We start from the raw sequence: 22,062 nt of genomic DNA on the forward strand, positions 1-22,062 counted from the left end.
GCCCGCCCGGCGCGCCGCTGGCCGGGCGGCGGGGCGGCCGGTCCGGGGCAGCCGCGAGTGGCGTGCCGGGAGCTCGGGGGCTTTCCCACCCCCCCCCCCCCCCCCGGCCATGTCGAGAACGCGAATTCAGCCACGGGGTGAGGGGTGCTGTGCCGGGAACGCGGGTTCAGCCGAGCAGGGTGAAGCGCAGTGCTGTTCCGGGGGGTGCCTGGGCGGCTGCGGGCAGGGAGGGTTCCGGGACGACGCCGATCACCGGGTAGCCGCCCGTGGTCGGGTGGTCGTTGAGGAAGACCACCGGGCGGCCGTCCGGCGGGACCTGGACGGAGCCCAGGACCACGCCCTCGCTGGGGAGTTCGCCCTGCCGGGCCCGTTCCAGGGCGGGGCCTTCGGTGCGCAGGCCGATGCGGTTGCTGTGCGGCGAGACCCGGTATCCGGCCGTCGTCAGGGTGTGCAGGGCGGCCGGGGTGAACCAGTCGTGGCGGGGGCCCGGCAGCACCGGCAGGATGAGGGTGCGGGGGATGCCGGGCCAGGGGGCGTGGTCCGCGCCGGGGGCCGGGGCGTGGCTCTGCGGGATGCCGAGCGGGAGGGCGTCGCCGTCCCGCAGGGGGGCCGGGCCGAGTCCCGAGAGCAGGTCGGCCGAGCGGCTGCCGAGTACCGGATCGGGAAGCAGTCCGCCCCCGAAGGCCAGATAGCTGCGGACGCCGTGTTCCGCCGGGTGCGCTTCGAGCACGGCGCCGGCGGGCACCCGGACGGGGGCGCCCCAGGGGGCGGGTCTGCCGTCGACCGTGACCCGGCAGGGCGCGCCTCCGACGACCGCCGTCACCGGACGGGTGGGGCGGACCGCGCAGCCCGTGAGCGTGGTCTCCAGCACGGCGGCGTCCACCGGGTTGCCGGCCAGCCGGTTGGCCAGGTGCCTGGCCGGGGCGTCCAGGGCGCCCGCGCGGGGCACACCGAGATGGGCGTATCCGGTACGGCCGCCGTCCTGCACCGTGGTCAGGGCGCCCGCGCGGACCACCTGGAGCGTGTGGGGCGTGGCTGGTGCCCCTGGGGCGGGTGGTGTCGCTGCTGTTGCTTGTGTGGCCGGTGTCGCCTCTGGTGCCGCTGTCTCCTCTGCCGCCGCTGTCACCTGGCCGCCTCCTGGGTCTGGGTGTCGGCGGCGCGGTGGCGCTCCGAGGTGTCCATGAAACGGACCCGGGTGCCCGGTGTCAGCAGTGCGGCGGGGGAGCGGTCCTGGTCCCAGAGGCGGTGCGGGCCGGGGGTACGGCCGATGAGCTGCCAGCCGCCGGGTGACTCGCGCGGGTACAGGCCGGTGTACGGACCGGCCAGCGCCAGCGATCCGGCGGGGACCCGGGTGCGCGGGGTGGCCCGGCGTGGCACCCGGAAGCGCTCGGGGAGACCGGTCAGATAGCCGAAACCGGGTGCGAAACCCGAGAAGGCGACCCGGAATTCGATGCCGCTGTGGATCCGGGCCACGTCACCGGGCCCGACGCCCCACACGGCGGCCACATCGGCGAGGTCGGGGCCGTCGTACACCACGGGCACCTCGACGACCGGGCCTGAGTCGCGCGGCAGGGGCGGTATGGGCCAGGCGGCGAGGGAGCGGGCCAGCCGTTCCGGGGCGCCGGGTGTGCCATCGGCGATGCCGTCGAGCAGGACGGTTCTGGCGCCCGGCACGATCTCGCGGACGGTGGGGAGCACCCCGAGGGTGCGACGGCGCAGCAGTTCGGCGTGGAACGCCTCGGCCGCTTCCCCGGTGGGGAGTTCCACGAGCAGACCGTGGCGGCCCGCGGGCAGCACCCGGACGCTGTCGCCGTCCGGGCCGGCGGTGTTCCCGTCCCGGCCGGCGCTGTCGCCGCCCGGAGGGGCGGGCAGCACAGTGGTGGGCACCTGGGCGCCGGAGTCGTTCGCTTCGGTGCTGTCCGTGGGCTTCACGTGAACGCCCGGACCGTGACGCCGGCTTCTTCGAGGGCCGCCCTGATCCGGCGGGCGACGTCGGCGGCGCCTGGCGTGTCGCCGTGTACGCACAGGGAGCGGGCGCCGACCGTGACGCGGCTGCCGTCGGCGGCGGTGACCGTGCCGTCGACGGCCATCCCGACCGACCGGCGCACGATCGTCGCGGCGTCCTCGATCACCGCGCCGGGTTCGCGGCGCGGTACGAGCGTGCCCTGCGGGGTGTACGCGCGGTCGGCGAACGCCTCGTCGACCGCCGGGAGCCCCGCGGTCCTGGCCGCTGCGAGCAGGTGGGAGCCGGGCAGGCCGAGGACCGCCGGGCTGCCGCCCGCCAGGCGGATGCCCTCGACGACCGCTGCGGCCTGTTCCTCGTCCCGTACGGTGCGGTTGTAGAGGGCGCCGTGCGGTTTGACGTACGACACGCCTGGCCCGGCGGCCTCCGCGAAGACCCGGAGCGCGCCGATCTGATAGGCGATCTCGGCGGCCAGTTCACCGGGTGGCACATCCATCGAGCGGCGGCCGAAACCGGCGAGGTCCCGGTACGAGACATGAGCGCCGATACGGACGCCACGCGCGGCGGCCGTATCGCACACCCGGCGCATCACGGACGCGTCGCCCGCGTGGAAACCGCAGGCGACATTGGCGCTGGTCACACAGGAGAGGAGGGCGTCGTCATCGGTGAGCTGCCACCGGCCGAAGCCCTCGCCGAGGTCCGCGTTGAGATCCATCACGCGCGTACGCTAACGAATTGTTGAACAATCTGACAAGGGGTCGGGCGAGTAACGACGGAGTGCCGGCCAGGGGCCGGCTTGGGGGCGGGCGTACCGCTGCGGTTGACTTGGCGGCGCTGCCCGGCGCGGGGCGGAGCGGCGAGCGACGGACGGACAGGGGCCGGAACATGGCGGGGACAGCGGGCAGGAGCATGACGGGGGCGGCGAGCCGGAACGTGACGGGGGAGGGCCGGAGTACGACGGGGGCCGGCCGGGCGGCTCCGGACCTCTCGGAGCTGATGGCGGACAGCGCCGCTCAGATCGGCGCGGGCGCCGGAACCGCGGAGCGGGTGGCGGCGATTCTGCGGGAGCGGATCACCGAGGGGTACTTCCCGCCCGGCAGCCGCCTCTCCGAGGAGAGCCTCAGTGCCGCGCTCGCGGTGTCGCGCAACACGCTGCGGGAGGCGTTCCGGCTGCTCACCCATGAGCGGCTGCTGGAGCACCGGCTGAACCGGGGCGTCTTCGTCCGGGTCCTGGCCGTCGATGACCTGGTCGACATCTACCAGGTCAGGCTGCTGGTCGAGTGCGCCGCGCTGCGGGCGCTGGCGGAGCCGCCGTACCCGCTGGACGATGTGGAGGCCGCGGTGGCCACCGGGGAGCGCGCGGCGGCCGTGGACGACTGGGCGGCCTGCTCCACCGCCAACATCCGGTTCCACCAGGCGCTGGCGGCGCTCGCCGGAAGCCCCCGGGTCGACGAGCTGATGCGCAATGTGCTGGCCGAGCTGCGTCTCGCCTTCCATGTGATGGCCGACCCGAGACGCTTCCACGAGCCCTACCTCACCCGGAACAGGCAGCTCGTGGACCGGCTGGCCGCGGGTGACGCGGTGGGCGCGGAACGGATGCTGGGCTTCTATCTGGAGGACTCGCGCCGCCAGCTCGCCGAGGCCTACGCGATGCGTCTCGCCGCGGAGTGAGGGGCGGATCCCGGTGCGGGCTCCGTACGCGCCCCGGCGCGAGCCCTGGGGCCCGGTGACCCGGTGACGGGGAGCGTGCGGCACGGCGTCGGCGCGCGGGCACCCGCGTGCGCCCTCCTGTCCGTCCCGTACGGGTGACGGTCACCCCTTGTGTGTTTGTTGAACAATCGCTTAGGGTCTCGCGCAGCATCCCCGTCTGATCAGGGCCACCAGGCCCATGCGCGGAAGAAGGCCGACGCGTGATCGTTCTCCTCGGCGTGCTCGTGGTGATCCTCGGATTCGCCACCCGCCGCAACCCCCTCCTCGTGGTGGGCGTCGCCGGCATCGTGACCGGACTGCTCGGCAAGATGTCGCCGCAGGAAGTGCTGGCCTCGTTCGGCAACAGTTTCGCCTCGTCCCGTTCCGTGACCGTCTTCGTCATCACGCTCCCGGTCATCGGTCTCCTGGAGCGCTACGGCCTTCAGGAGCAGGCACGCAACCTCATCGGACGGCTCGGTGCGCTGACCACCGGACGCTTCCTCGCTCTCTATCTGCTCATCCGCCAGCTGACCGCGTCCGTCGGACTGACCAGCATCGGCGGTCCGGCGCAGAGCGTGCGCCCGCTGATCGCCCCGATGGCCGAGGCCGCGGCCGAGACCAGGGCGGGCGGCCCGCTGCCCAAGCGGCTGCGCGAGAAGATCCGCTCCCATGCCTCGGGCGCCGACACCATCGGCATGTTCTTCGGCGAGGACTGCTTCATAGCCATCGGCTCGATCCTGCTGATCACCGGCTTCGTCAACTCGACGTACAACCAGCACCTCGAACCGCTCAGCCTGGCGCTCTGGGCGATCCCGTCCGCGATCTGCGCCTTCCTCATCCATGGCGCGCGGCTGCTGCACCTGGACCGGGTGCTGGAACGTGAACTGGCCGTCGTGGCCGCCGAGAACGAGCTCGCCGCCCATACCGCCCGCCGTCCCGAGGACCTCAAGTGATCAAGTCCGAGTACTTCTTCTGGCTGGTCGGCGCGGTCTTCCTGGTGATGGCGGCGCAGATGGCCGGCGACCGCACCAACCCCAGGCGCTTCGGCTCGGCGTCCTTCTGGGGCCTGCTGGGCGCCTCCTTCTTCTACTCGACCGGTGTGGTCGACAAATCGCTTCCCGCCGAGCCGCTCGGTGTCGCCGTTCTGGTGCTGATCGTCCTCGGCGGTTTCGGCCTCACCGGCAAGGGCACACCGCACACCCCGCCCCGCGAGGAGCGGGCAGCGTCGGCGGCGCGGCTCGGGAACAGACTCTTCATCCCCGCTCTCACCATCCCGGTCGTCGCGATGCTCTGCGCGACCCTGCTGAAGAAGGTGAAGTTCGGCGGCGAACCGGTCCTGGAACCGGGGTACGAGACGATCCTGGGCCTCGGCATCGGAGCGATCGCCGCGCTGGTGGTCGGGATGGCCGTGCTGCGCGAGCGGCGGGTCACGGTCCCGCTGCACGCCGGGCGCAACATGCTCGAATCCATGGGATGGGCCCTGGTGCTGCCCCAACTGCTCGCCGTACTCGGGTCGATCTTCCAGACGGCGGGCGTCGGCGACCAGGTCGGCAGGATCACCGAGGCGATCCTGCCGGACGGCCAGCGTTTCGTCGCGGTGCTCGTCTACTGCTGCGGCATGGTCCTGTTCACGATCGTCATGGGCAACGCCTTCGCCGCCTTCCCCGTCATGACAGCGGCGGTCGGCTGGCCCGTGCTGATCCAGCAGATGCACGGCAGTATCCCGGCGATCCTCGCCATCGGAATGCTCTGCGGCTTCTGCGGCACCCTGGTCACGCCCATGGCCGCCAACTTCAACCTGGTCCCGGCCGCGCTGCTGGAACTGGACGACCAGTACGGGCCCATCAAGGCCCAACTGCCGACGGCGGCCGCCCTGCTGGTCTGCAACATCGCCGTCCTCGCGCTGTTCGCCTTCTGACCGTGCGGGCCGTCCGGCGCGGCCCGTACCACGCCCCATGCCGTCCCCGTACCGACCCACGATCTCCGTACCGCCCCGCTCAAGGAGTACCGCCATGCCCCCCACCCCACCGGCCCCCGCCTCCGTGCTGCCCCGTGCGTACGCGCTTCCGTTCGCGGAGCTGGCGCTCCACAATGTGGTGCGCGAGTACCCGAACGCCCCGGCCCACCTGTACGCAGGACCGGAGGAGATCGTCGCGCCGCGCGCACTGCACCCCGCGTTCTACGGTTCCTACGACTGGCACTCGACGGTGCACATGCACTGGCTGCTCGTCCGGCTGCTGCGCCGTTTCGGCCCGGCGGCGCAGGACGGGGGCAGGGGTGACGCCGGCGCGCTGCCCGCGACCACGGCAGGCCGGATCACAGACGTCATCGACGCCCATCTGACCCCCGGCAACATCGCCGTCGAAGCCGCCTATCTGCGCCGCCGCCCGTCCTTCGAGCGCCCGTACGGCTGGGCCTGGCTGGTCGCACTCGCCGCCGAGTGCCGGGCTCTGGGAGGCGCGGCCGGCGACCGGTGGGCCGAGGCGCTCGCCCCCGCGGTGGACGCCGTCGGCGATCTGCTCCAGTCCTGGCTCGCCAAGGCGACGTACCCGGTCCGGCACGGGGTGCACAACAACAGCGCCTTCGGTCTCGGCCTCGTCCTGGACGCGGGCGAGCGGGCCGGCCTTGCCCGTCCGGTCCTGGACGCGGCGGCCGGCCGGCTGACCGACTGGTTCGCCGACGACCACGAGGCGCCGCTGCACTGGGAACCCTCCGGCCAGGACTTCCTGTCGCCCGCGCTGACCGAGGCGCACGCGATGCTCCGGGTCCTGCCGGCCGCGGACTTCCCCGGCTGGCTCGCCCGGTTCGTACCGGCGCTCACCGCGGGGGAACCGTGCTCCCTGCTCACCCCGCCGGTGGTCTCGGACTACTCCGACCCGCAGATCGGGCATCTGCTCGGCCTCACCATGAGCCGGGCGGCGGGGCTGCGCGCCATCGCCGGAGCCCTGCCCGCGGGGCCGGCCCGCACGGCCGTGGAGGAGTCGGTCGCGGCCCATCTGGCGGTGGGGCTCCCGGCCGTCTCGTCGGGCGAGTTCAACTCCGACCACTGGCTGGCCACGTACGCGGCGCTGGCCCTGGACACGGCACCCGGACACTGATCCGGACCACCGCGACGGCGCTTCGGGGACCGGCCCCGTACCGGCTCCGCAGCCATCCGCCCGGCAGGCCCGGTGTCAGTGGGGTCTGGTAGGAATTTGGCTGTGAGCAGCGACGACGAGCAGCACGGGGACCCCGGCGACGAGGGCCCCGAGCAGCTTGCTCTCATCAGGGAGACGGTGCGGCGCACCCCGGTGCCCCGGGCCAAGCCGCGCACCTGGCGCGGGGCCGCCCTCGCCAGGGAGCTGCCCGTGGCGCGGGTCGTGGTGAACAAGGGGGTGCTCCACCTCGACCAGTTCTTCGACTACGCCGTACCGGAGGAGCTGGACGAGGCGGCCCAGCCGGGGGTCCGGGTGCGGGTCAGGTTCGGGGCGGGGAGCCGTACGGTGCGCGCGGGCCGCCGTGAGGGCGGGGGGCTGATCGACGGCTTCGTGGTCGAGCGCCGGGCCGAGTCCGATTACTCGGGACCGCTCGCCGCACTCGCCGCGGTGGTGTCACCCGAGCCGGTGCTCAGCCCCGAACTGCTCGGGCTGGCCCGCGCGGTCGCCGACCGGTACGCGGGCAGTCTCGCCGACGTCCTGCAACTGGCCGTGCCGCCGCGGAACGCACGGGCCGAGGGCAAACCCTCCCCCGAGCCGCTGGAGCCGCCCCCCGCACCGGAGCCGGGCACCTGGACGCGGTACGGCCAGGGGCCGGGCTTTCTGCGGGCGCTGGCATCCGGCGGGGCACCGCGGGCCGTGTGGACCGCGCTGCCCGGACCGCACTGGCCGCAGGAGCTGGCGCTCGCCGTCGCCGCCGCACTGTCCGCGGGGCGCGGGGCGCTCGTCGTGGTGCCCGACGGCCGGTCGGCCGCCCGGGTGGACGCAGCGCTCACGGCGGTGCTCGGCCCCGGACACCACGCGCTGCTCACCGCCGACGCCGGCCCCGAGAAGCGGTACCGGCAGTGGCTCGCGGTGCGGCGCGGCGCCGTGCGGGCCGTGGTGGGCACCCGCGCCGCGATGTTCGCACCCGTCCAGGAGCTCGGACTCGCCGTCATCTGGGAGGACGGCGACGCCAGCCACAGCGAACAGCACGCACCCCTGCCGCACGCCCGCGAGGTTTTGCTGCTGCGCGCCGCGCACGACAAGTGCGCCTTCCTGCTGGGCAGTACGAGCTGCACGGTGGAGGCCGCCCAGCTCGTCGAGACCGGCTGGGCCGCCCCGCTCGTCGCCGACCGGGAGCAGGTCAGGGCCGCCGCGCCCCTCGTGAGGACCGTGGGCGATCTCGATCTGGCACGGGATGAGGGAGCCAGGGCGGCCAGGCTGCCCAGCCTCGCCTGGCAGGCCGTGCGGGACGGCCTCCGCAGCGGCCCCGTCCTGGTGCAGGTGCCGCGCAGGGGCTATGTGCCGAGACTCTCCTGCGAGCGCTGCCGTACGCCGGCCCGCTGCGCGCACTGCTCGGGCCCGCTGGAAGCGCCGGACGAGCGGACGCTGACATGTGGCTGGTGCGGACGCGACGCGACCGGCTGGCACTGCCTGGAGTGCGGTCATACGAGACTGCGCGCCCAGGTCGTGGGCGCGCGGCGGACGGCGGAGGAGCTGGGCCGGGCGTTTCCCGCGGTGCCCGTACGGACCTCGGGCCGCGATCATGTGCTGGAGACCGTGGACGGTCGGCCCGCCCTGGTGGTGAGCACCCCCGGCGCGGAACCGGTCGCCGAAGGCGGTTATGCCGCTGCGCTGCTCCTCGACGGCTGGGCGATGCTGGGCCGGCCCGATCTGCGTGCGGGGGAGGAGGCGCTGCGCCGCTGGATCGACGCGGCGGCGCTGGTACGCAGCCAGGGCGAGGGCGGCACGGTGGTCGTCGTCGCCGAGCCGACGCTCCGCCCCGTACAGGCGCTGGTCCGCTGGGATCCGGCCGGACACGCGGTCCGGGAGCTGGCCGACCGGGCGGAGCTGGGCTTCCCGCCGGTCTCGCGGATGGCCGCGGTGTCCGGGCGGGCGCAGACACTGGAGGAGTTCCTCGGCGCGGTCCGGCTGCCGCGGGACGCCGAGGTGCTGGGCCCCGTGCCGGTCATTCCCGCCGACCCCAACAGGCCCCGGAGGCCCGGCGATCCACCGCCGGGCGAGAGCTGGGAGCGGGCGCTGGTCCGGGTGCCGCCCGGCAGTGGAGCCGCACTCGCCATGGCGCTCAGGACGGCGCAGGCGGCGCGGCTGACCCGGGGTGGCGATCCGGTACGGATCAGGGTCGACCCGCCGGACATCGGCTGACGCGGGGTGGGCCGATGGGGGTGCGGGGAAGGCGACTTGGGCGGCTCGGCGGCCTGACCGCCGTACGGCCTGACCTGACCTTCCGCCAGGTCCGCCCTACCGGCCGATTGCCCGAACCGCCCTACCACTTGATTCGCCGTTCGCCCTGATCGCCCCACGCCCCGCCCCACCGGTCCGGCCGTGCGCGCCATCGCCCAGCTACGCGACTGCTCACGCGACTGCCCCCGGCGCGATGCGGCGCGAGGGGCAGTCGATGCGGGGCGGGAGCCGTGAACACGGCGGGCCTGCGGCCGGATTTGCGGGGGATCAGGCGGGCTTACGGCCGGGTTCTCCGGGGATCAGGCGGGCCTGCGGCCCGGTTCACCGGGGATCAGCCGTTGCGCGGCCCCGGGAAGGCAGTCGGGCGTGCCTCCTCGCGCAGCGCGTGGGCGCCCGGTGTCGGCTGCGGCGGCATGGACCGCGCCGCCGGCACGGACGGCAGGCCGGGTGAGACCGGCAGATCGTGCGGGGGAGTGGCCGGCCGGCCCTCCTCGTCGGTGGCGGGACTCTCCGGTTCGGCGGTCGTGGTGGCGGCCACGGCAGCGGCGGCCGACGCCCGCCGGGTGCCGTATCTGCGGTGCACCGCCTGCTTGGTGACTCCGAGCGCCGACCCCACCGCGTCCCACGAGAAGCCCAGCGACCGGTCGAAGTCCACCGCGGCCGTCACCAGGGTCTCGACGCTGTCCCGGAGTTCCTGGGCCAGCCGGACGGTCGGCGCGGGGGCCCTGCCGTAGACGACGAAGCCCGTAGAAGGGCCGGAGCGGCGCGGGCGGTAGACATTGCCCAGCTGAGCGGTGAGGGTGCGCAGGGCGTCCACCTGACGGCGGACCCGCTCGATGTCTCTGACCAACAGGTGCAGGCTGGCCCGCGCTTGGGCGTCGTGGGTTGCGTGGTCGGCCATGAACAAGCCTCTCGAACCGGCGTGGAAATGGATCGGGCCGCGCTGCTTCCACGGCCCACTCTGCTTCGGACGGGTTTTCAGGGAATCCCGGTGTGCTGGACCCGCTTTGGTCTGCGGTTTCGGTGTGCGGGTCTTCTCTTCGTTTCGGTCAATCTCTCTTGACCAACGCTCCACCTGCTGTTCTGGTCACGCTGCGGGGCGTAGGGGCATATGCGAGGGGCGCGCGGCGGTGCGTACGCCCCCTCGGAGCAGGCCCGTAGACTGGTGCGCCGCTCATAGTCGTGCGCAGTCGGTCAGCCGTGCGCAGCCGGTCCGAGAGGCATCCAGTGAAACTCGTCTTCGCAGGCACCCCCGAGGTCGCCGTACCCGCCCTGGACGCGCTCATCGAATCGGGCCGGCACGAGGTGGCCGCCGTGGTGACCCGCCCCGACGCCCCCGCGGGGCGCGGCAGGCGGCTGGTGGCGAGTCCGGTCGCGCAGCGCGCGGATGAGGCGGGCATCGAGGTGCTGAAGCCGGCCAGGCCGCGGGACGAGGACTTCCTCGCCCGGCTGCGCGAGATCGGCCCCGACTGCTGCCCGGTCGTGGCCTACGGGGCGCTGCTGCCCAAGACCGCCCTCGACGTGCCGGCCCGCGGCTGGGTCAATCTGCACTTCTCGCTGCTGCCGGCCTGGCGGGGCGCAGCGCCGGTACAGCATTCGGTCATCGCGGGTGACGAAGTGACCGGTGCCTCCACCTTCCTGATCGAGGAGGGTCTCGACTCGGGCCCGGTCTACGGGGTGCTCACCGAGGAGGTGCGGCCCACCGACACCAGCGGTGATCTCCTCACCCGGCTCGCCTTCGCGGGCTCGGGCCTGCTGGTGGCGACCATGGACGGGATCGATGACGGCACTCTGCACGCGGTGCCCCAGCCGGCCGAAGGGGTCTCGCTCGCCCCGAAGATCACCGTCGAGGACGCCAGGGTGGACTGGACGGCCCCGGCGATGCGGGTGGACCGTCTGGTGCGCGGCTGCACACCCGCGCCCGGTGCCTGGACCGTCTTCCGGGGCGAGCGCCTCAAGCTGGTCTCCCTCGCCCCGGTCACCGACCGTACGGACCTGGCCCCCGGCGAACTGGCCGTCGCGAAGAACAGCGTGCACGTGGGCACCGGCTCGCACGCGGTGGAGCTGCACTGGGTCCAGCCGCAGGGCAAGAAGCCGATGCGCGCGGCGGACTGGGCACGCGGGGTGCGGATCGCCGCGGGTGAACTCATCGGCGAGTAGCGCCCATGTGACCAGGTGAGAGCACCCGGCCGGGCGGCCCGCCGTGCCGGACGTACGCTGAGAGGGTTCGTCCCCTCATCCTCAGCGGAGCACCTTTCACGTGACCGAGCAGCCTCGCCGCCGTCCCGCGCAGCAGTCGCGCCGGCAGCCGAACCAGCAGCCGAAGCCCTACCGCCGCCCGCAGAAGGACCCGGTGCGGCTCCTCGCCTTCGAAGTGCTGCGGGCGGTCGACGAGCGGGACGCGTACGCCAACCTCGTCCTGCCGCCGCTGCTGAAGAAGGCCCGCGAGAAGCCGGACTTCGACGGGCGGGACGCGGCGCTCGCCACCGAGCTGGTCTACGGGACGCTACGCAGACAGGGCACGTACGACGCGGTCATCTCGGCCTGTATCGACCGTCCGCTGCGCCAGGTCGACCCGCCGGTGCTCGATGTGCTGGCCCTCGGCGCGCACCAGCTGCTCGGGACCCGCATCCCCACCCACGCCGCGGTCTCGGCGAGTGTGGAACTGGCCCGGGTGGTGCTCGGTGACGGGCGGGCCAAGTTCGTCAACGCCGTACTGCGCAAGGTCGCGGCCGACGATCTCGACGGCTGGCTGGAGCGGGTCGCCCCGCCGTACGACGAAGACGCCGAGGCCCATCTCGCCGTGGTCCACTCGCACCCCCGCTGGATCGTCTCCGCGCTGTGGGACTCGCTCGGCGGTGGCCGGGCCGGGATCGAGGACCTGCTCGAAGCGGACAACGAACGCCCCGAGGTCACCCTGGTCGCCAGGCCGGGCCGCTCCACCACCGAGGAGCTGACCGGCGCGGCCGGTGCGGATTCCGCGCTGCCCGGCCGCTGGTCGCCGTATGCCGTCCGGCTCGCCGAGGGCGGCGAACCCGGTGCGTTCGAAGCGGTGCGCGACGGGCGTGCGGGGGTCCAGGACGAGGGCAGCCAGCTCGTCGCCGCCGCCCTGGCGAACGCGCCGCTGGAGGGCCGCGACGAGCGCTGGCTCGACGGCTGCGCGGGCCCCGGCGGCAAGGCCGCCCTGCTGGCCGCGCTCGCCGCACAGCGCGGCGCCCTGCTCCTGGCGTCCGAGAAGCAGCCGCACCGCGCCCGGCTCGTCGAGCGGACACTGACCGGCAACCCGGGCCCGTACCAGGTGATCGCGGCCGACGGCACCAGGCCGCCCTGGCGCCCCGGCTCCTTCGACCGGGTGCTGATGGATGTGCCCTGCACCGGGCTCGGCGCGCTGCGCCGCAGGCCCGAGGCACGGTGGCGGCGGCGCCCCGAGGACCTGGAGGGTTTCGCCCCGCTGCAGCGGGGTCTGCTCCGCGAGGCGCTGAACGCCGTACGGGTCGGTGGCGTCGTCGGGTACGCGACCTGCTCACCGCATATCGCGGAGACGCGGGCGGTGGTCGAGGACGTCCTGAAGGGGCGCGGCGGACAGCCCGTGGAGGCCGAGTGGATCGACGTCAGGCCGCTGATGCCGGGGGTCGCGGCGGTGGGCGAGGGCCCTGACGTACAGCTGTGGCCGCATCTGCACGGCACCGACGCGATGTATCTGGCCCTGCTGCGGCGCACCGCCTGATCCGCGGACCGGCTCGCACCGGGGCCCGTGCGGAGGCGCGCGCGGCGGACCGGGACCGGTGCCAGTGGCCCGGACGGAGCCACGGACGGCCCCGGGGCACCGGTGTATGCGAGGTTTGCGCGGTGTGTGCGGTTCCCCGGCCCCCTCCGGCCCCTGCGATGGCGGGCAACTGGGCCGGGGCATGGCAGGCTTGGGGCATGGCCGTGCAGATCAACCCCAGCATCCTGTCCGCCGACTTCTCCCGGCTCGCGGAGGAGGCGAAGGCCGTCGAAGGCGCCGACTGGCTCCATGTCGACGTGATGGACAACCACTTCGTACCCAATCTGACCCTCGGGGTCCCCGTGGTGGAAGCGCTCAGCCGGGCCACGGAGACCCCGCTCGACTGCCACCTCATGATCGAGGACGCGGACCGCTGGGCCCCGCAGTACGTCGAGGCGGGCGCGGGCTCCGTCACGTTCCACGCGGAAGCCGCCGCCGCCCCGGTACGGCTCGCGCGGGAGATCAGGGCCAAGGGCGCTCGGGCCTCCATGGCGCTGAAGCCCGCGACGCCCATCGAGCCCTACGAGGACCTGCTCCCCGAGCTCGACATGCTGCTGATCATGACGGTGGAGCCGGGCTTCGGCGGCCAGTCCTTCCTCGACATCATGCTGCCGAAGATCCGCCGCACCCGTGAGCTGATCTCCAAGCACGGCCTCGAACTCTGGCTCCAGGTCGACGGCGGGGTCTCCGCCTCGACCATCGAGCGGTGCGCCGAGGCCGGTGCGGACGTCTTCGTCGCGGGCTCCGCTGTCTACGGCGCGGACGACCCGGCGGCGGCGGTCCGTATGCTCCGCCACCAGGCGCAGGAGACCACGGCGGCGGCGGGCTGGGCCTGCGGCCACTGAGCGGCCGGGGAATGAACGCGGCCTTACGGGGCTGATCAAGTGGTGCCGGGTCTGACAGGATGGCGGATCCGGGTGTGTACGGCAGTAGTGAACAGCAGTAGTGAGGAGATCGCGGTGTCTGCAATGTCGGCGGGCAGATCAGCCCTGCGGATGGGACCCGCGGAGCTGGTGCAAGCGGCGGCCATGGCGCGTCGCTTCTACCTGGAGGGCAAGTCCAAGATCCAGATCGCCGAGGAGTTCGGCGTCAGCCGGTTCAAGGTCGCGCGGGTCCTGGAGACGGCGCTGGAGCGCGATCTCGTACGGATCGAGATCCGGGTCCCAGCGGAGCTGGACGCCGAGCGCTCCGACGCGCTCCGCGCCCGCTACGGGCTGCGCCACGCGGTCGTCGTCGAGTCCCCCGCGGACGCGGCGGACGACGCCCCGGACCCGGAGAACCTGGGCGAGGTGGCCGCCGACCTGCTCGGCGAGCTGGTGACCGAGGGCGATGTGCTGGGCCTGGCCTGGGGACGCTCCACCATCCACATGGCGGCGGCGCTCAGTTCGCTGCCGCCGTGCACGGTCGTCCAGCTGACGGGTGTGTACGACGCGGGGACCGCCGAGCGCGGCTCCGTCGAGGCGGTACGGCGCGCGGCGCAGGTCTCCGGGGGAGAGGCGCACCCCATCTACGCCCCGATGCTGCTGCCGGACCCGGCCACCGCCGCCGCGCTCCGCAACCAGACGGGCATCGCGCGGGCCTTCGAGTACTTCGACAAGGTCACCGTGGCCGCGGTATCCATCGGCTCGTGGGAGCCGGGCATCTCGACGGTCCACGACATGCTCAGCGACGCCGAGCGGGCGCACTACGCCTCGCTGGGGGTCGCCGCCGAGATGTCCGCGCACCTCTTCGACGCCGAGGGACGGCGGGTCGGCCGCGACCTGGGCGAGCGGTGCATCACCGTCGAGGCCGACCGGCTGCGCCGGATCCCCGAGGTCGTGGCGATCGCGGGCGGTCAGCGCAAGGCGGCGGCGATCGGCGCCGTTCTGAAGTCGGGCCTGGTCACCAGCCTGGTCACCGATACGGCTGCGGCCGATTTCCTGCTGACGGAGACCGGGCCGGGGCCGCGCCCCGCACTGGAGCGCGCGGACCCCGACGGGGTCTGAGGACGGCGGGGCCTGCCGGACCGCGTCACCCGCGCTCAGTCCCGGCCCCTGGCCTTCTTGAACCGGGCCAGCCCCTCGGAGAGTTCGAGCAGTGGCTCGGGATAGTCGTACGCGGCGCGCTCGGCCCCCCGGAGCTTCCACGGCTCGTGCGCGGCGGCGCCGTCGAGGCCGGCCAGCTCCGGCACCCAGCGGCGTACGTACTCGCCCCGCGGGTCGTAGCGCTTGCCCTGGGTCACCGGGTTGAACACCCGGTTCGGCCTGCTGTCCGTGCCGGTGCCCGCCACCCACTGCCAGTTGAGCTGGTTGTTGGCGATATCGCCGTCCACCAGCAGCTCCAGGAAGTGCCGGGCGCCGACCCGCCAGTCCACGTACAGCGTCTTGGCGAGGAAACTCGCGGTGAGCAGGCGCCCCCGGTTGTGCATCCAGCCCTCGTGCCGCAGCTGGCGCATGGCCGCGTCCACCACCGGATATCCGGTGCGCCCCTCCTTCCACGCGGTGATCTCGCGCGCGGCGGACCGCTCGGAGCGCCAGTGGTCGTGCTGTGAGCGGTAGTCGTCGGATGCGGCCGCCGGGCGCGCGGTCAGTACCTGGTGGTGGAAGTCCCGCCAGCAGAGCTGTCGTACGAACGCGTCGCCCCCGGCGCCGCCCTTCCGGGTGGCGCCGTGCGCCAGCTCGACGGGGGAGAGGGTGCCGAAGTGCAGATGCGGCGAGAGTCTGGACGTCAGGTCGCCCGGCAGGTCGTCGTGGTGGTCCTCGTACCCGGCGAGCCCGTTCCGCTGCCAGGCCGACCAGCGGGCGCGTCCCTCGCGCTCACCTCCGGCGGCCAGCCCCTCCGAGGCCCCGGACACCTCCTTGCGGGACGGCAGCCGGTCGGACCGGGCGTCGTCCGGCACCCGTACCGTGCGCGGCGCGCCCTGGACGGCGCGCAGCCGCTCGTCCGACCAGCGCCTGAAGTACGGCGTGAAGACCGCGAAGTGGTCCGATGAGGCGGGGGTGACCGCGCCCGGCGGTACGGCGGTGATCACCGCGTCGTGGACGTGCAGCCGCCTGCCGTCCGACTCCAGCGCCGTGCGCAGCCGCTCCTCCCGGTGCTGGGCGTACGCGCTGACCCCGGCCGCCAGGTGCACATCGGCGGCGTCCGTCTCCGAGGCCACCCGGCAGACCTCCCGGACGGCGTCGCCCGACCGCACGACGAGCCGGCCGCCACGCTCCCGCAGCCCGGCGTCCAGGTCGGCCAGGCAGTCGGCGAGAAAGGCCCGCCGGTTGGGCGGGGCGAACCCGGCCGACTCGATGGCCTCGTCCCGTACGAACAGCGGCACCACCTCGTCCGCCGACGCGAGCGCCGCCCGCAACGGCGGATTGTCGTGCAGCCGGAGGTTGGAGGTGAACAGGGCGACCGACACGGTCATGCGCCACTCCTGGTGGTCGGGGATGCGGTGGTGTGGTGTGTGTGGGCGAAGCTGAGGGGTGAGCGGCCGGTGTGGGTGGAGCCGGGTGGTCAGCGGCCGGTGCGGGCGGGCTCCTGACGGCCGGTGCCCGAACGCTCCGCCGCCCCGGTGATATTGCGGGCCATGCCGCCGAAGACGGAGGAATGGAACGGCGCGACACTCCACCAGTACGCGTGTCCGAGCAGCCCCCGGGGGTGGAAGAGGGCGCGCTGATGGTAGCGGGTGCGCCCCTGGTCGTCCTGGTCCACGGACATCTCCAGCCAGGCGAGTCCGGGCAGCCGCATCTCGGCCCGCAGCCGCAGCAGCCGGCCGGGCTCGATCGCCTCGACCCGCCAGAAGTCCAGCGAGTCGCCGACCCTGAGCCGCTGGGCGTCCCTGCGCCCGCGGCGCAGCCCGACCCCGCCGGCCAGCCGGTCCAGTGAGCCGCGCACGGTCCACGCGAACGGGAAGGAGTACCAGCCGTGCTCGCCCCCGACGCCCTCGATGATCCGCCAGAGGGCCTCGGGGGTCGCGTCCGTGATGAGCCGCCGCCGGTCCGTGTAGAGGCTGCCGCCCGACCAGTCGGGGTCCGTGGGCAGCGGATCGCTGGGGGCGCCGGGCAGCGCGGCGGACGACCAGCGGGTGGTGACCTGGGCGTCCTGCACCCGCTGGAGGGCCAGTTGGAGTGCCCTGTCGAAGGTGAACGGCACACCGGGGGCGTCCGGCACATACCGCGCGATGTCGTGCTCGTGGCACACGACCTCGTAGCGCAGTGACTCGGCGAGCGGCCGGGCGAGCGAGCGCGGTACGGGGGTGACCAGACCGATCCAGTGACTGGACAGCCGCGGCGAGAGCATCGGCACCGGCAGGATGAGCCGGTGCGGAAGGCCCGCGACCGCGGCGAAGCGGCGCATCATGTCCCGGTACGTCATGACGTCGGGCCCGCCGATGTCGAAGGAGCGGTGCACGTCGTCCGGCATCCGGGCGCTGCCCACGAGGTACCGCAGCACGTCCCGCACGGCGATCGGCTGGATCCGGGTGCTGACCCAGCTGGGTGTGACCATGACCGGCAGCCGCTCGGTGAGATAGCGCAGCATCTCGAAGGAGGCGGAGCCGGAGCCGATGATGACCGCGGCCCGCAGCACGGTGACCGGTACCCCCGATCCGAGGAGGACACGGCCGACCTCGGCCCGTGAGCGCAGATGCGGCGAAAGCTCCCGCTCCGGTACGTCGTCGGGGGTGAGGCCGCCCAGATAGACGATCCGCCGGACCCCGGCGGCCCTGGCCTGTTCGCCGAAGATCCTGGCCGCCCTGCGGTCCTTCTCCTCGAAGCCCGAGCCGGTGTTCAGCGCGTGCACCAGGTAGTAGGCCACGTCGATGCCCCGCATCGCGGCGGCGACCGACCCGGCGTCGGTGACGTCTCCGCGGACGACTTCCGCCCGTCCGGCCCAGGGGTGGTCGCGCAGTTTCTCCGGGGTCCTGGCGAGACAGCGGACGCGATGCCCGGCGTCGAGCAGTTCGGGCACGAGCCGGCCGCCGATGTAGCCCGTCGCCCCGGTCACCAGGCAGTGCGGTGCGGGTGAGGCGGGCGGGGGTGCCGCTTCGCTGTCGCTCATGGGGCCTCCGCGTCCTGTCGGTTTCATTCCTTTTTCCGCCGTCCCCCCCCGGTGTTCCCATCCTCGCTTCTCCCCGGGTTCTGTCCATGAACGCGACAGCGGGACACGGCTAGGCTGATCGCGTGACCAGTACAGATGACCGGGACGGCGTGACAGCCGGGGACGCGCCGCCGGATCTGCGGGCCTTCGCCGTGGAGATGCGCCGGATGAACGGTGAGATCAACCGGCTGGTGCACAGCTTCGCCATCGGCCAGGGTCTGCATCCCACCGATGTGCAGGCCCTCGCGGCGATCCTGGACGCCGACGAGCCGCTCACGCCGGGCGGTCTGAGGGAGCGTCTGGGGCTGACCTCCGGTGCGGTCACGGCCTGTGTGGACCGGCTGGAGCGGGCCGGACACATCCGGAGGTCCCGGGAGAGCGCCGACCGCCGCATGGTCCACCTCCACTACGAGAGCGGGGCGCGGGCGGCGGCACGCGCCTACTTCAGGCCGCTCGCCGCGGCCACCGAGAACGCCCGTGACCACTTCAGCGAAGCTGAGCTGTCCGTGGTGCTCAGGTTCCTCACGGCGATGAACGGCGAACTCGCCGGGATACGCGCGCCCAGGGGCTGAGTGCCCGCCGGATCCGGTGGGTGCCGCACACGATAAGTTCCCTCAATCATTGAGATTGTTTACCATCGATATTGTCGGCAACAGGGTGCCTCAGCCCGGGGAGAACCATGACCACCACCACCCGCCGGGCCCGCTGGCTGGTCCCCGCGCTGCTGCTCGTCGTCTGGCTCGCCATCGGCGGCACGCTCGGTCCGTACGCCGGCAAACTCAGCCAGGTCGCCACCAACGACCAGGCCGCCTTCCTGCCCCAGAACGCCGAGTCCACCCGGGTCACGCACGAGCAGGACGCGTTCCGGCAGCAGGAGACCCTGCCGGCCATCGTCGTCTGGACAGCTCGCGGCGGCGGCCGGACCGGCGCGGATCAGCGGGCCGCCGCCTCACGTGCGCTCGCCTCCCTCGCGGGCAGCCCCGGCGTCGTCGGCAGGCCGTCCCCCGCGCTCCCGTCCCGGGACGGCAGAGCACTGGAGGGGGTGGTGCAGCTACGGCCCGACCTCGGCGACCGGCTCGCACCCACCGTCGACCGGATCCGGGCGGCGGCCGCCCGGACACCGGGCACCGTCGCGCAGGTGGCGGGCCCGGCGGCCAGCCAGGCCGATCTCTCCGACGCCTTCTCCGGCATCGACACCCTGCTCCTCGGTGTCGCCCTGATCGTGGTGCTCGTCATCCTGGTGCTGGTCTACCGGAGCCTCTTGCTGCCCGTGATCATCATTCTGGGCGCGGTCTTCGCACTCGGTCTCGCCTGCGCCATCGTCTACGCCCTCGCCTCGGCCGGCCATGTCCGGGTGGACGGCCAGGTGCAGGGGATCCTCTCCATCCTCGTCATCGGCGCCGCCACCGACTACGCACTCCTGCTCACGGCCCGCTTCCGGGAGGAACTCGCCGTACGCGGCGAACGGATCCCGGCCATGCGCGCGGCTCTGCGGCGCTCCGTCGCCGCGATCGTGGCGAGCGGTGCCACCGTGGCTCTCGGCCTGCTGGCCCTGCTGCTCAGTGATCTCACCAACAACCGCGCCCTGGGTCCTGTGGGTGCCATTGGCATCGTCTGCGCCATGGCGAGCGCGCTGACCTTCCTGCCCGCCGTACTGGTGCTGCTCGGCCGGGCCGCGTACTGGCCCGCCAGGCTCCGGAGCGCCGAGGACCGGGCGCGCGGGCACGGGGTGTGGACCCGCGTGGCGGCGCTGGTCGACCGCGCCCCGCGCAAGGTCTGGGCGGTCTCGCTCGTCGTCCTCGTGGCCTGCGCGGCGTTCTCGCCCACCCTCGCGTCGAAGGGTGTCCCGCTCAACGAGATCTTCGTCAACGACGAGCCGTCCGTCGCCGCCCAGCAGACACTGAGCAGGCACTTTCCCGGCGGATCCGGCAACCCGGCGGTCGTCGTCGCCGACGCCTCCCGGATCAGGCAGGTGACCGCCGCGGTCGAGCACACCGACGGTGTCGCGTCGGCCGCTCCCGTGACGGCGTCGGGCCGCCCGGGGGCCGGCAAACCGCTGGTCGTCCGGGGGCGCTTCGAACTCGACGCGACGCTGAGCAGCCCCGCCGACAGCGACGCGGCGAAGCGGACCGTGGCCAGGTTGCGCAGCGCGGTGCACGGCGTACCAGGCGCCGGGGCCCTGGTCGGCGGCTACACCGCGCAGCAGTACGACACGGAGAAGACCGCGGAGCGCGACCGCACGGTCATCGTGCCGGTGGTCCTCGCGATCATCCTGGTCATCCTCATCGGACTCCTCCGCTCACTGCTCATGCCGGTGCTGCTCGTCGCCAGCGTCGCCCTCAACTACCTGGCGACGCTGGGGGTGGCGTCCCTGGTCTTCCGGCACCTCTTCGGATTCACCGGCACGGACGCGTCGGTACCCCTCTACGGCTTCGTCTTCCTGGTGGCCCTCGGAGTGGACTACAACATCTTCCTGATGTCCCGGGTCAGGGAGGAGTCCCTGGTGCACGGCGCCCGCCAGGGTGTGCTGCGCGGGCTCACCGCCACCGGGGGCGTCATCACATCGGCCGGGGTGGTGCTCGCCGCGACCTTCGCCGCGCTGGGGGTGATCCCGCTGGCCTTCCTGGTCCAGGTGGCGTTCATCGTCGCCTTCGGGGTGCTGCTGGACACCCTGGTCGTACGGTCCCTGCTGGTTCCCGCGCTGGTACGGGACCTGGGACCGGTCGCCTGGTGGCCGGGCGTGCTCAGCCGGACGGCCGATCCGGAGGCGGCCGATCCGGAGGCGGGCGGCCCGCCGGCGGGCCACGACCGGGCCTCCGGCCCCGCCCGCTGACAGCCCGTCCGGTGGCACCGGCGAGAGAAAACCGCCCCGAGGACGTCTACTGAAGGTCGGACGAGCGAAGGGTTGACACCCCATGACGGACCACCGGGGCCGGCGCAGCGATGTCATCGTGATCGGTGCGGGGCTTGCCGGTCTCGCCTGCGCCGCGGATCTGTGCCGCGAGGGGCTGTCCGTGAGTCTGCTGGAGGCATCGGACACGGCGGGCGGCCGTATGCGCACCGACCGGCGGGACGGATTCCTCCTCGACCGCGGCTTCCAGGTCTTCAACACCTCCTACCCGCAGGTCAAACAGCGGATGTGGCTCCGAGGGCTGCGGCTGCGCCCCTTCACCCCCGGGGCCCTGGTGCACACACCGTCGGGGCGGCTGCGGTTCAGCGACCCGACCCGGCGGCCCGGTGTGGCGGTGGACCTGCTGTCGCTGCGGCCGATCGCGGGCCGGCGCGACCTGCTGGCGCTCGGGCTGCTCTCCGCGCGTGATCTGTTCGGCCCGGCGAGCACGGTGAAGCGCGCGGCCGACCGTACGACCCGCACCGCGCTCGCCGACGCCGGGATCTCCGAGCAGCTCGTCGAGGTGTTCTTCCGGCCCTTCCTCTCCGGTGTCTTCCTGGAGGACAGCCTCGAAACCTCGTCGCGCTTCTTCCACCTGGTCTGGCGCAGCATGCTCCGGGGCACCCAGTGCCTGCCCGCCGCGGGCATCGGGGCCGTACCCGCCCAGCTGGCGGGCGCGCTGCCGCCCGGGGTGCTCAGACCCGGCACCCCCGTGCGGGCGCTCACGGACACGGGTGTCGAGCTGCCGGACGGTACGGAACTCCATGCGCCCCGGGTGGTGGTCGCGACCGGTCCGGACATGGCGGCGCGGCTGCTGCCCGGCCTCGCCGTCCCCGAGACCCGTACCGTCACGACTTACTACCACGCGGCCCCGCAGCCGCCGCTGCACGAGCCGACCCTGCTGGTCGACAGCGCGCAGCGCTTCCTCAACACCTGTGTACTGAGCGAGGTCGCCCCCACCTACGCCCCGGCCGAGCGTTCCCTGATCTCCACATCCGTCCTCGGGCGTGGCAGCCCGGGGGAGGAGGCGAGGCTGCGCGGAGCGCTCGCCGAGGCGTACCGCGCCGACACCTCGTCCTGGGAGCTCCTCGCCCCGTACACGGTGGAGGGCGCGCTGCCCGCCATGACGTCGCCCTGGCCGCTGAGCCGTACGACGCGGGTGACCGCCGGGCGCTATGTGTGCGGGGACCACCGGGCCACCGGCTCCGTGCAGGGGGCGCTGGCCTCCGGGGCGCGGGCGGCACGCGAAGTCCTTGAGGACCGGAGCGACCCGCACGGAGCGGTGTGAGCCCGCACCCCCCACCGG

18 protein-coding genes are annotated in these 22,062 nt (G+C 73.5%); 12 read left to right on the forward strand and 6 right to left on the reverse strand.

All coding sequences use genetic code 11. The features are described 5' to 3' along the window. Positions 1–166: 166 nt before the first annotated feature. From ACFXBC_RS27105 to ACFXBC_RS27115, 3 genes are all read right to left on the reverse strand, one after another. Positions 167–1,015, reverse strand: a complete 849-nt coding sequence (locus tag ACFXBC_RS27105; RefSeq protein WP_385029822.1) for a biotin-dependent carboxyltransferase family protein — start codon at positions 1,013–1,015, stop codon at positions 167–169. A gap of 107 nt (positions 1,016–1,122) precedes the next feature. Further along, positions 1,123–1,797 (reverse strand): allophanate hydrolase subunit 1, encoded by a 675-nt coding sequence (locus tag ACFXBC_RS27110; RefSeq protein ID WP_385029825.1) that lies wholly within the window; start codon positions 1,795–1,797, stop codon positions 1,123–1,125. A 131-nt stretch (positions 1,798–1,928) separates the two neighbouring features. Further along, positions 1,929–2,678, reverse strand: coding sequence for a LamB/YcsF family protein (locus tag ACFXBC_RS27115; RefSeq protein WP_385029828.1), 750 nt, complete (start codon positions 2,676–2,678; stop codon positions 1,929–1,931). Positions 2,679–2,872: 194 nt separating this feature from the next. Between ACFXBC_RS27115 and ACFXBC_RS27120 the strand changes: the two genes are divergently transcribed. The 5 genes from ACFXBC_RS27120 to ACFXBC_RS27140 all read left to right on the forward strand — a co-directional run bounded on the left by ACFXBC_RS27120 (position 2,873) and on the right by ACFXBC_RS27140 (position 8,994). Next, on the forward strand, positions 2,873–3,634 hold the full coding sequence (locus ACFXBC_RS27120) for a GntR family transcriptional regulator (protein ID WP_385029831.1): 762 nt from the start codon (positions 2,873–2,875) through the stop codon (positions 3,632–3,634). A 239-nt stretch (positions 3,635–3,873) separates the two neighbouring features. Next, positions 3,874–4,605 carry a DUF969 domain-containing protein gene (locus ACFXBC_RS27125; RefSeq protein WP_385029771.1) on the forward strand — a complete coding sequence of 244 codons (732 nt, stop codon included), beginning with the start codon at positions 3,874–3,876 and terminating at the stop codon, positions 4,603–4,605. Further along, positions 4,602–5,570 carry a DUF979 domain-containing protein gene (locus ACFXBC_RS27130; RefSeq protein WP_385029773.1) on the forward strand — a complete coding sequence of 323 codons (969 nt, stop codon included), beginning with the start codon at positions 4,602–4,604 and terminating at the stop codon, positions 5,568–5,570. Before ACFXBC_RS27125 ends, ACFXBC_RS27130 begins: the two co-directional genes overlap by 4 nt. Before the next feature lie 94 nt (positions 5,571–5,664). Continuing rightward, positions 5,665–6,750 carry a DUF2891 domain-containing protein gene (locus ACFXBC_RS27135; RefSeq protein WP_385029776.1) on the forward strand — a complete coding sequence of 362 codons (1,086 nt, stop codon included), beginning with the start codon at positions 5,665–5,667 and terminating at the stop codon, positions 6,748–6,750. A gap of 102 nt (positions 6,751–6,852) precedes the next feature. Beyond that, positions 6,853–8,994 carry a primosomal protein N' gene (locus ACFXBC_RS27140; RefSeq protein WP_385029779.1) on the forward strand — a complete coding sequence of 714 codons (2,142 nt, stop codon included), beginning with the start codon at positions 6,853–6,855 and terminating at the stop codon, positions 8,992–8,994. Positions 8,995–9,364: 370 nt separating this feature from the next. Here ACFXBC_RS27140 and ACFXBC_RS27145 read toward each other — a convergent pair whose 3' ends face one another. Next, positions 9,365–9,934 (reverse strand): hypothetical protein, encoded by a 570-nt coding sequence (locus ACFXBC_RS27145; protein ID WP_385029782.1) that lies wholly within the window; start codon positions 9,932–9,934, stop codon positions 9,365–9,367. A gap of 326 nt (positions 9,935–10,260) precedes the next feature. Between ACFXBC_RS27145 and fmt the strand changes: the two genes are divergently transcribed. The 4 genes from fmt (at position 10,261) to ACFXBC_RS27165 (ending at position 14,784) form a co-directional block, all read left to right on the forward strand. Then, a complete protein-coding gene (gene fmt, locus ACFXBC_RS27150; protein ID WP_385029785.1) occupies positions 10,261–11,193 on the forward strand; it encodes a methionyl-tRNA formyltransferase in 933 nt (310 codons plus the stop codon). Between the two features lie 100 nt (positions 11,194–11,293). Continuing rightward, positions 11,294–12,760, forward strand: a complete 1,467-nt coding sequence (locus ACFXBC_RS27155; protein WP_385029788.1) for an RsmB/NOP family class I SAM-dependent RNA methyltransferase — start codon at positions 11,294–11,296, stop codon at positions 12,758–12,760. A 197-nt stretch (positions 12,761–12,957) separates the two neighbouring features. Next, the gene (gene rpe / locus ACFXBC_RS27160; RefSeq protein ID WP_385029791.1) at positions 12,958–13,644 is read left to right on the forward strand and encodes a ribulose-phosphate 3-epimerase; all 687 of its coding nucleotides are present in this window, start codon (positions 12,958–12,960) and stop codon (positions 13,642–13,644) included. Positions 13,645–13,767: 123 nt separating this feature from the next. Beyond that, positions 13,768–14,784, forward strand: coding sequence for a sugar-binding transcriptional regulator (locus ACFXBC_RS27165; protein WP_385029834.1), 1,017 nt, complete (start codon positions 13,768–13,770; stop codon positions 14,782–14,784). Positions 14,785–14,819: 35 nt separating this feature from the next. Here ACFXBC_RS27165 and ACFXBC_RS27170 read toward each other — a convergent pair whose 3' ends face one another. Then, on the reverse strand, positions 14,820–16,193 hold the full coding sequence (locus ACFXBC_RS27170) for a cryptochrome/photolyase family protein (RefSeq protein WP_385029794.1): 1,374 nt from the start codon (positions 16,191–16,193) through the stop codon (positions 14,820–14,822). 89 nt (positions 16,194–16,282) lie between these two features. After that, entirely contained in the window at positions 16,283–17,827 is a 1,545-nt protein-coding gene (locus ACFXBC_RS27175) for an SDR family oxidoreductase (protein ID WP_385029797.1), read from the reverse strand. A gap of 122 nt (positions 17,828–17,949) precedes the next feature. Between ACFXBC_RS27175 and ACFXBC_RS27180 the strand changes: the two genes are divergently transcribed. The 3 genes from ACFXBC_RS27180 (at position 17,950) to ACFXBC_RS27190 (ending at position 22,044) form a co-directional block, all read left to right on the forward strand. Further along, on the forward strand, positions 17,950–18,438 hold the full coding sequence (locus ACFXBC_RS27180; protein WP_385029800.1) for a MarR family winged helix-turn-helix transcriptional regulator: 489 nt from the start codon (positions 17,950–17,952) through the stop codon (positions 18,436–18,438). 107 nt (positions 18,439–18,545) lie between these two features. Then, positions 18,546–20,699 (forward strand): MMPL family transporter, encoded by a 2,154-nt coding sequence (locus tag ACFXBC_RS27185; protein ID WP_385029803.1) that lies wholly within the window; start codon positions 18,546–18,548, stop codon positions 20,697–20,699. A gap of 82 nt (positions 20,700–20,781) precedes the next feature. After that, positions 20,782–22,044, forward strand: coding sequence for an NAD(P)/FAD-dependent oxidoreductase (locus ACFXBC_RS27190; RefSeq protein ID WP_385029807.1), 1,263 nt, complete (start codon positions 20,782–20,784; stop codon positions 22,042–22,044). Positions 22,045–22,062 lie beyond the last annotated feature (18 nt).

The sequence above is a fragment of the Streptomyces sp. NPDC059398 genome, from assembly GCF_042751845.1.
In the GTDB taxonomy this organism is placed as follows: Bacteria; Actinomycetota; Actinomycetes; order Streptomycetales; family Streptomycetaceae; genus Streptomyces.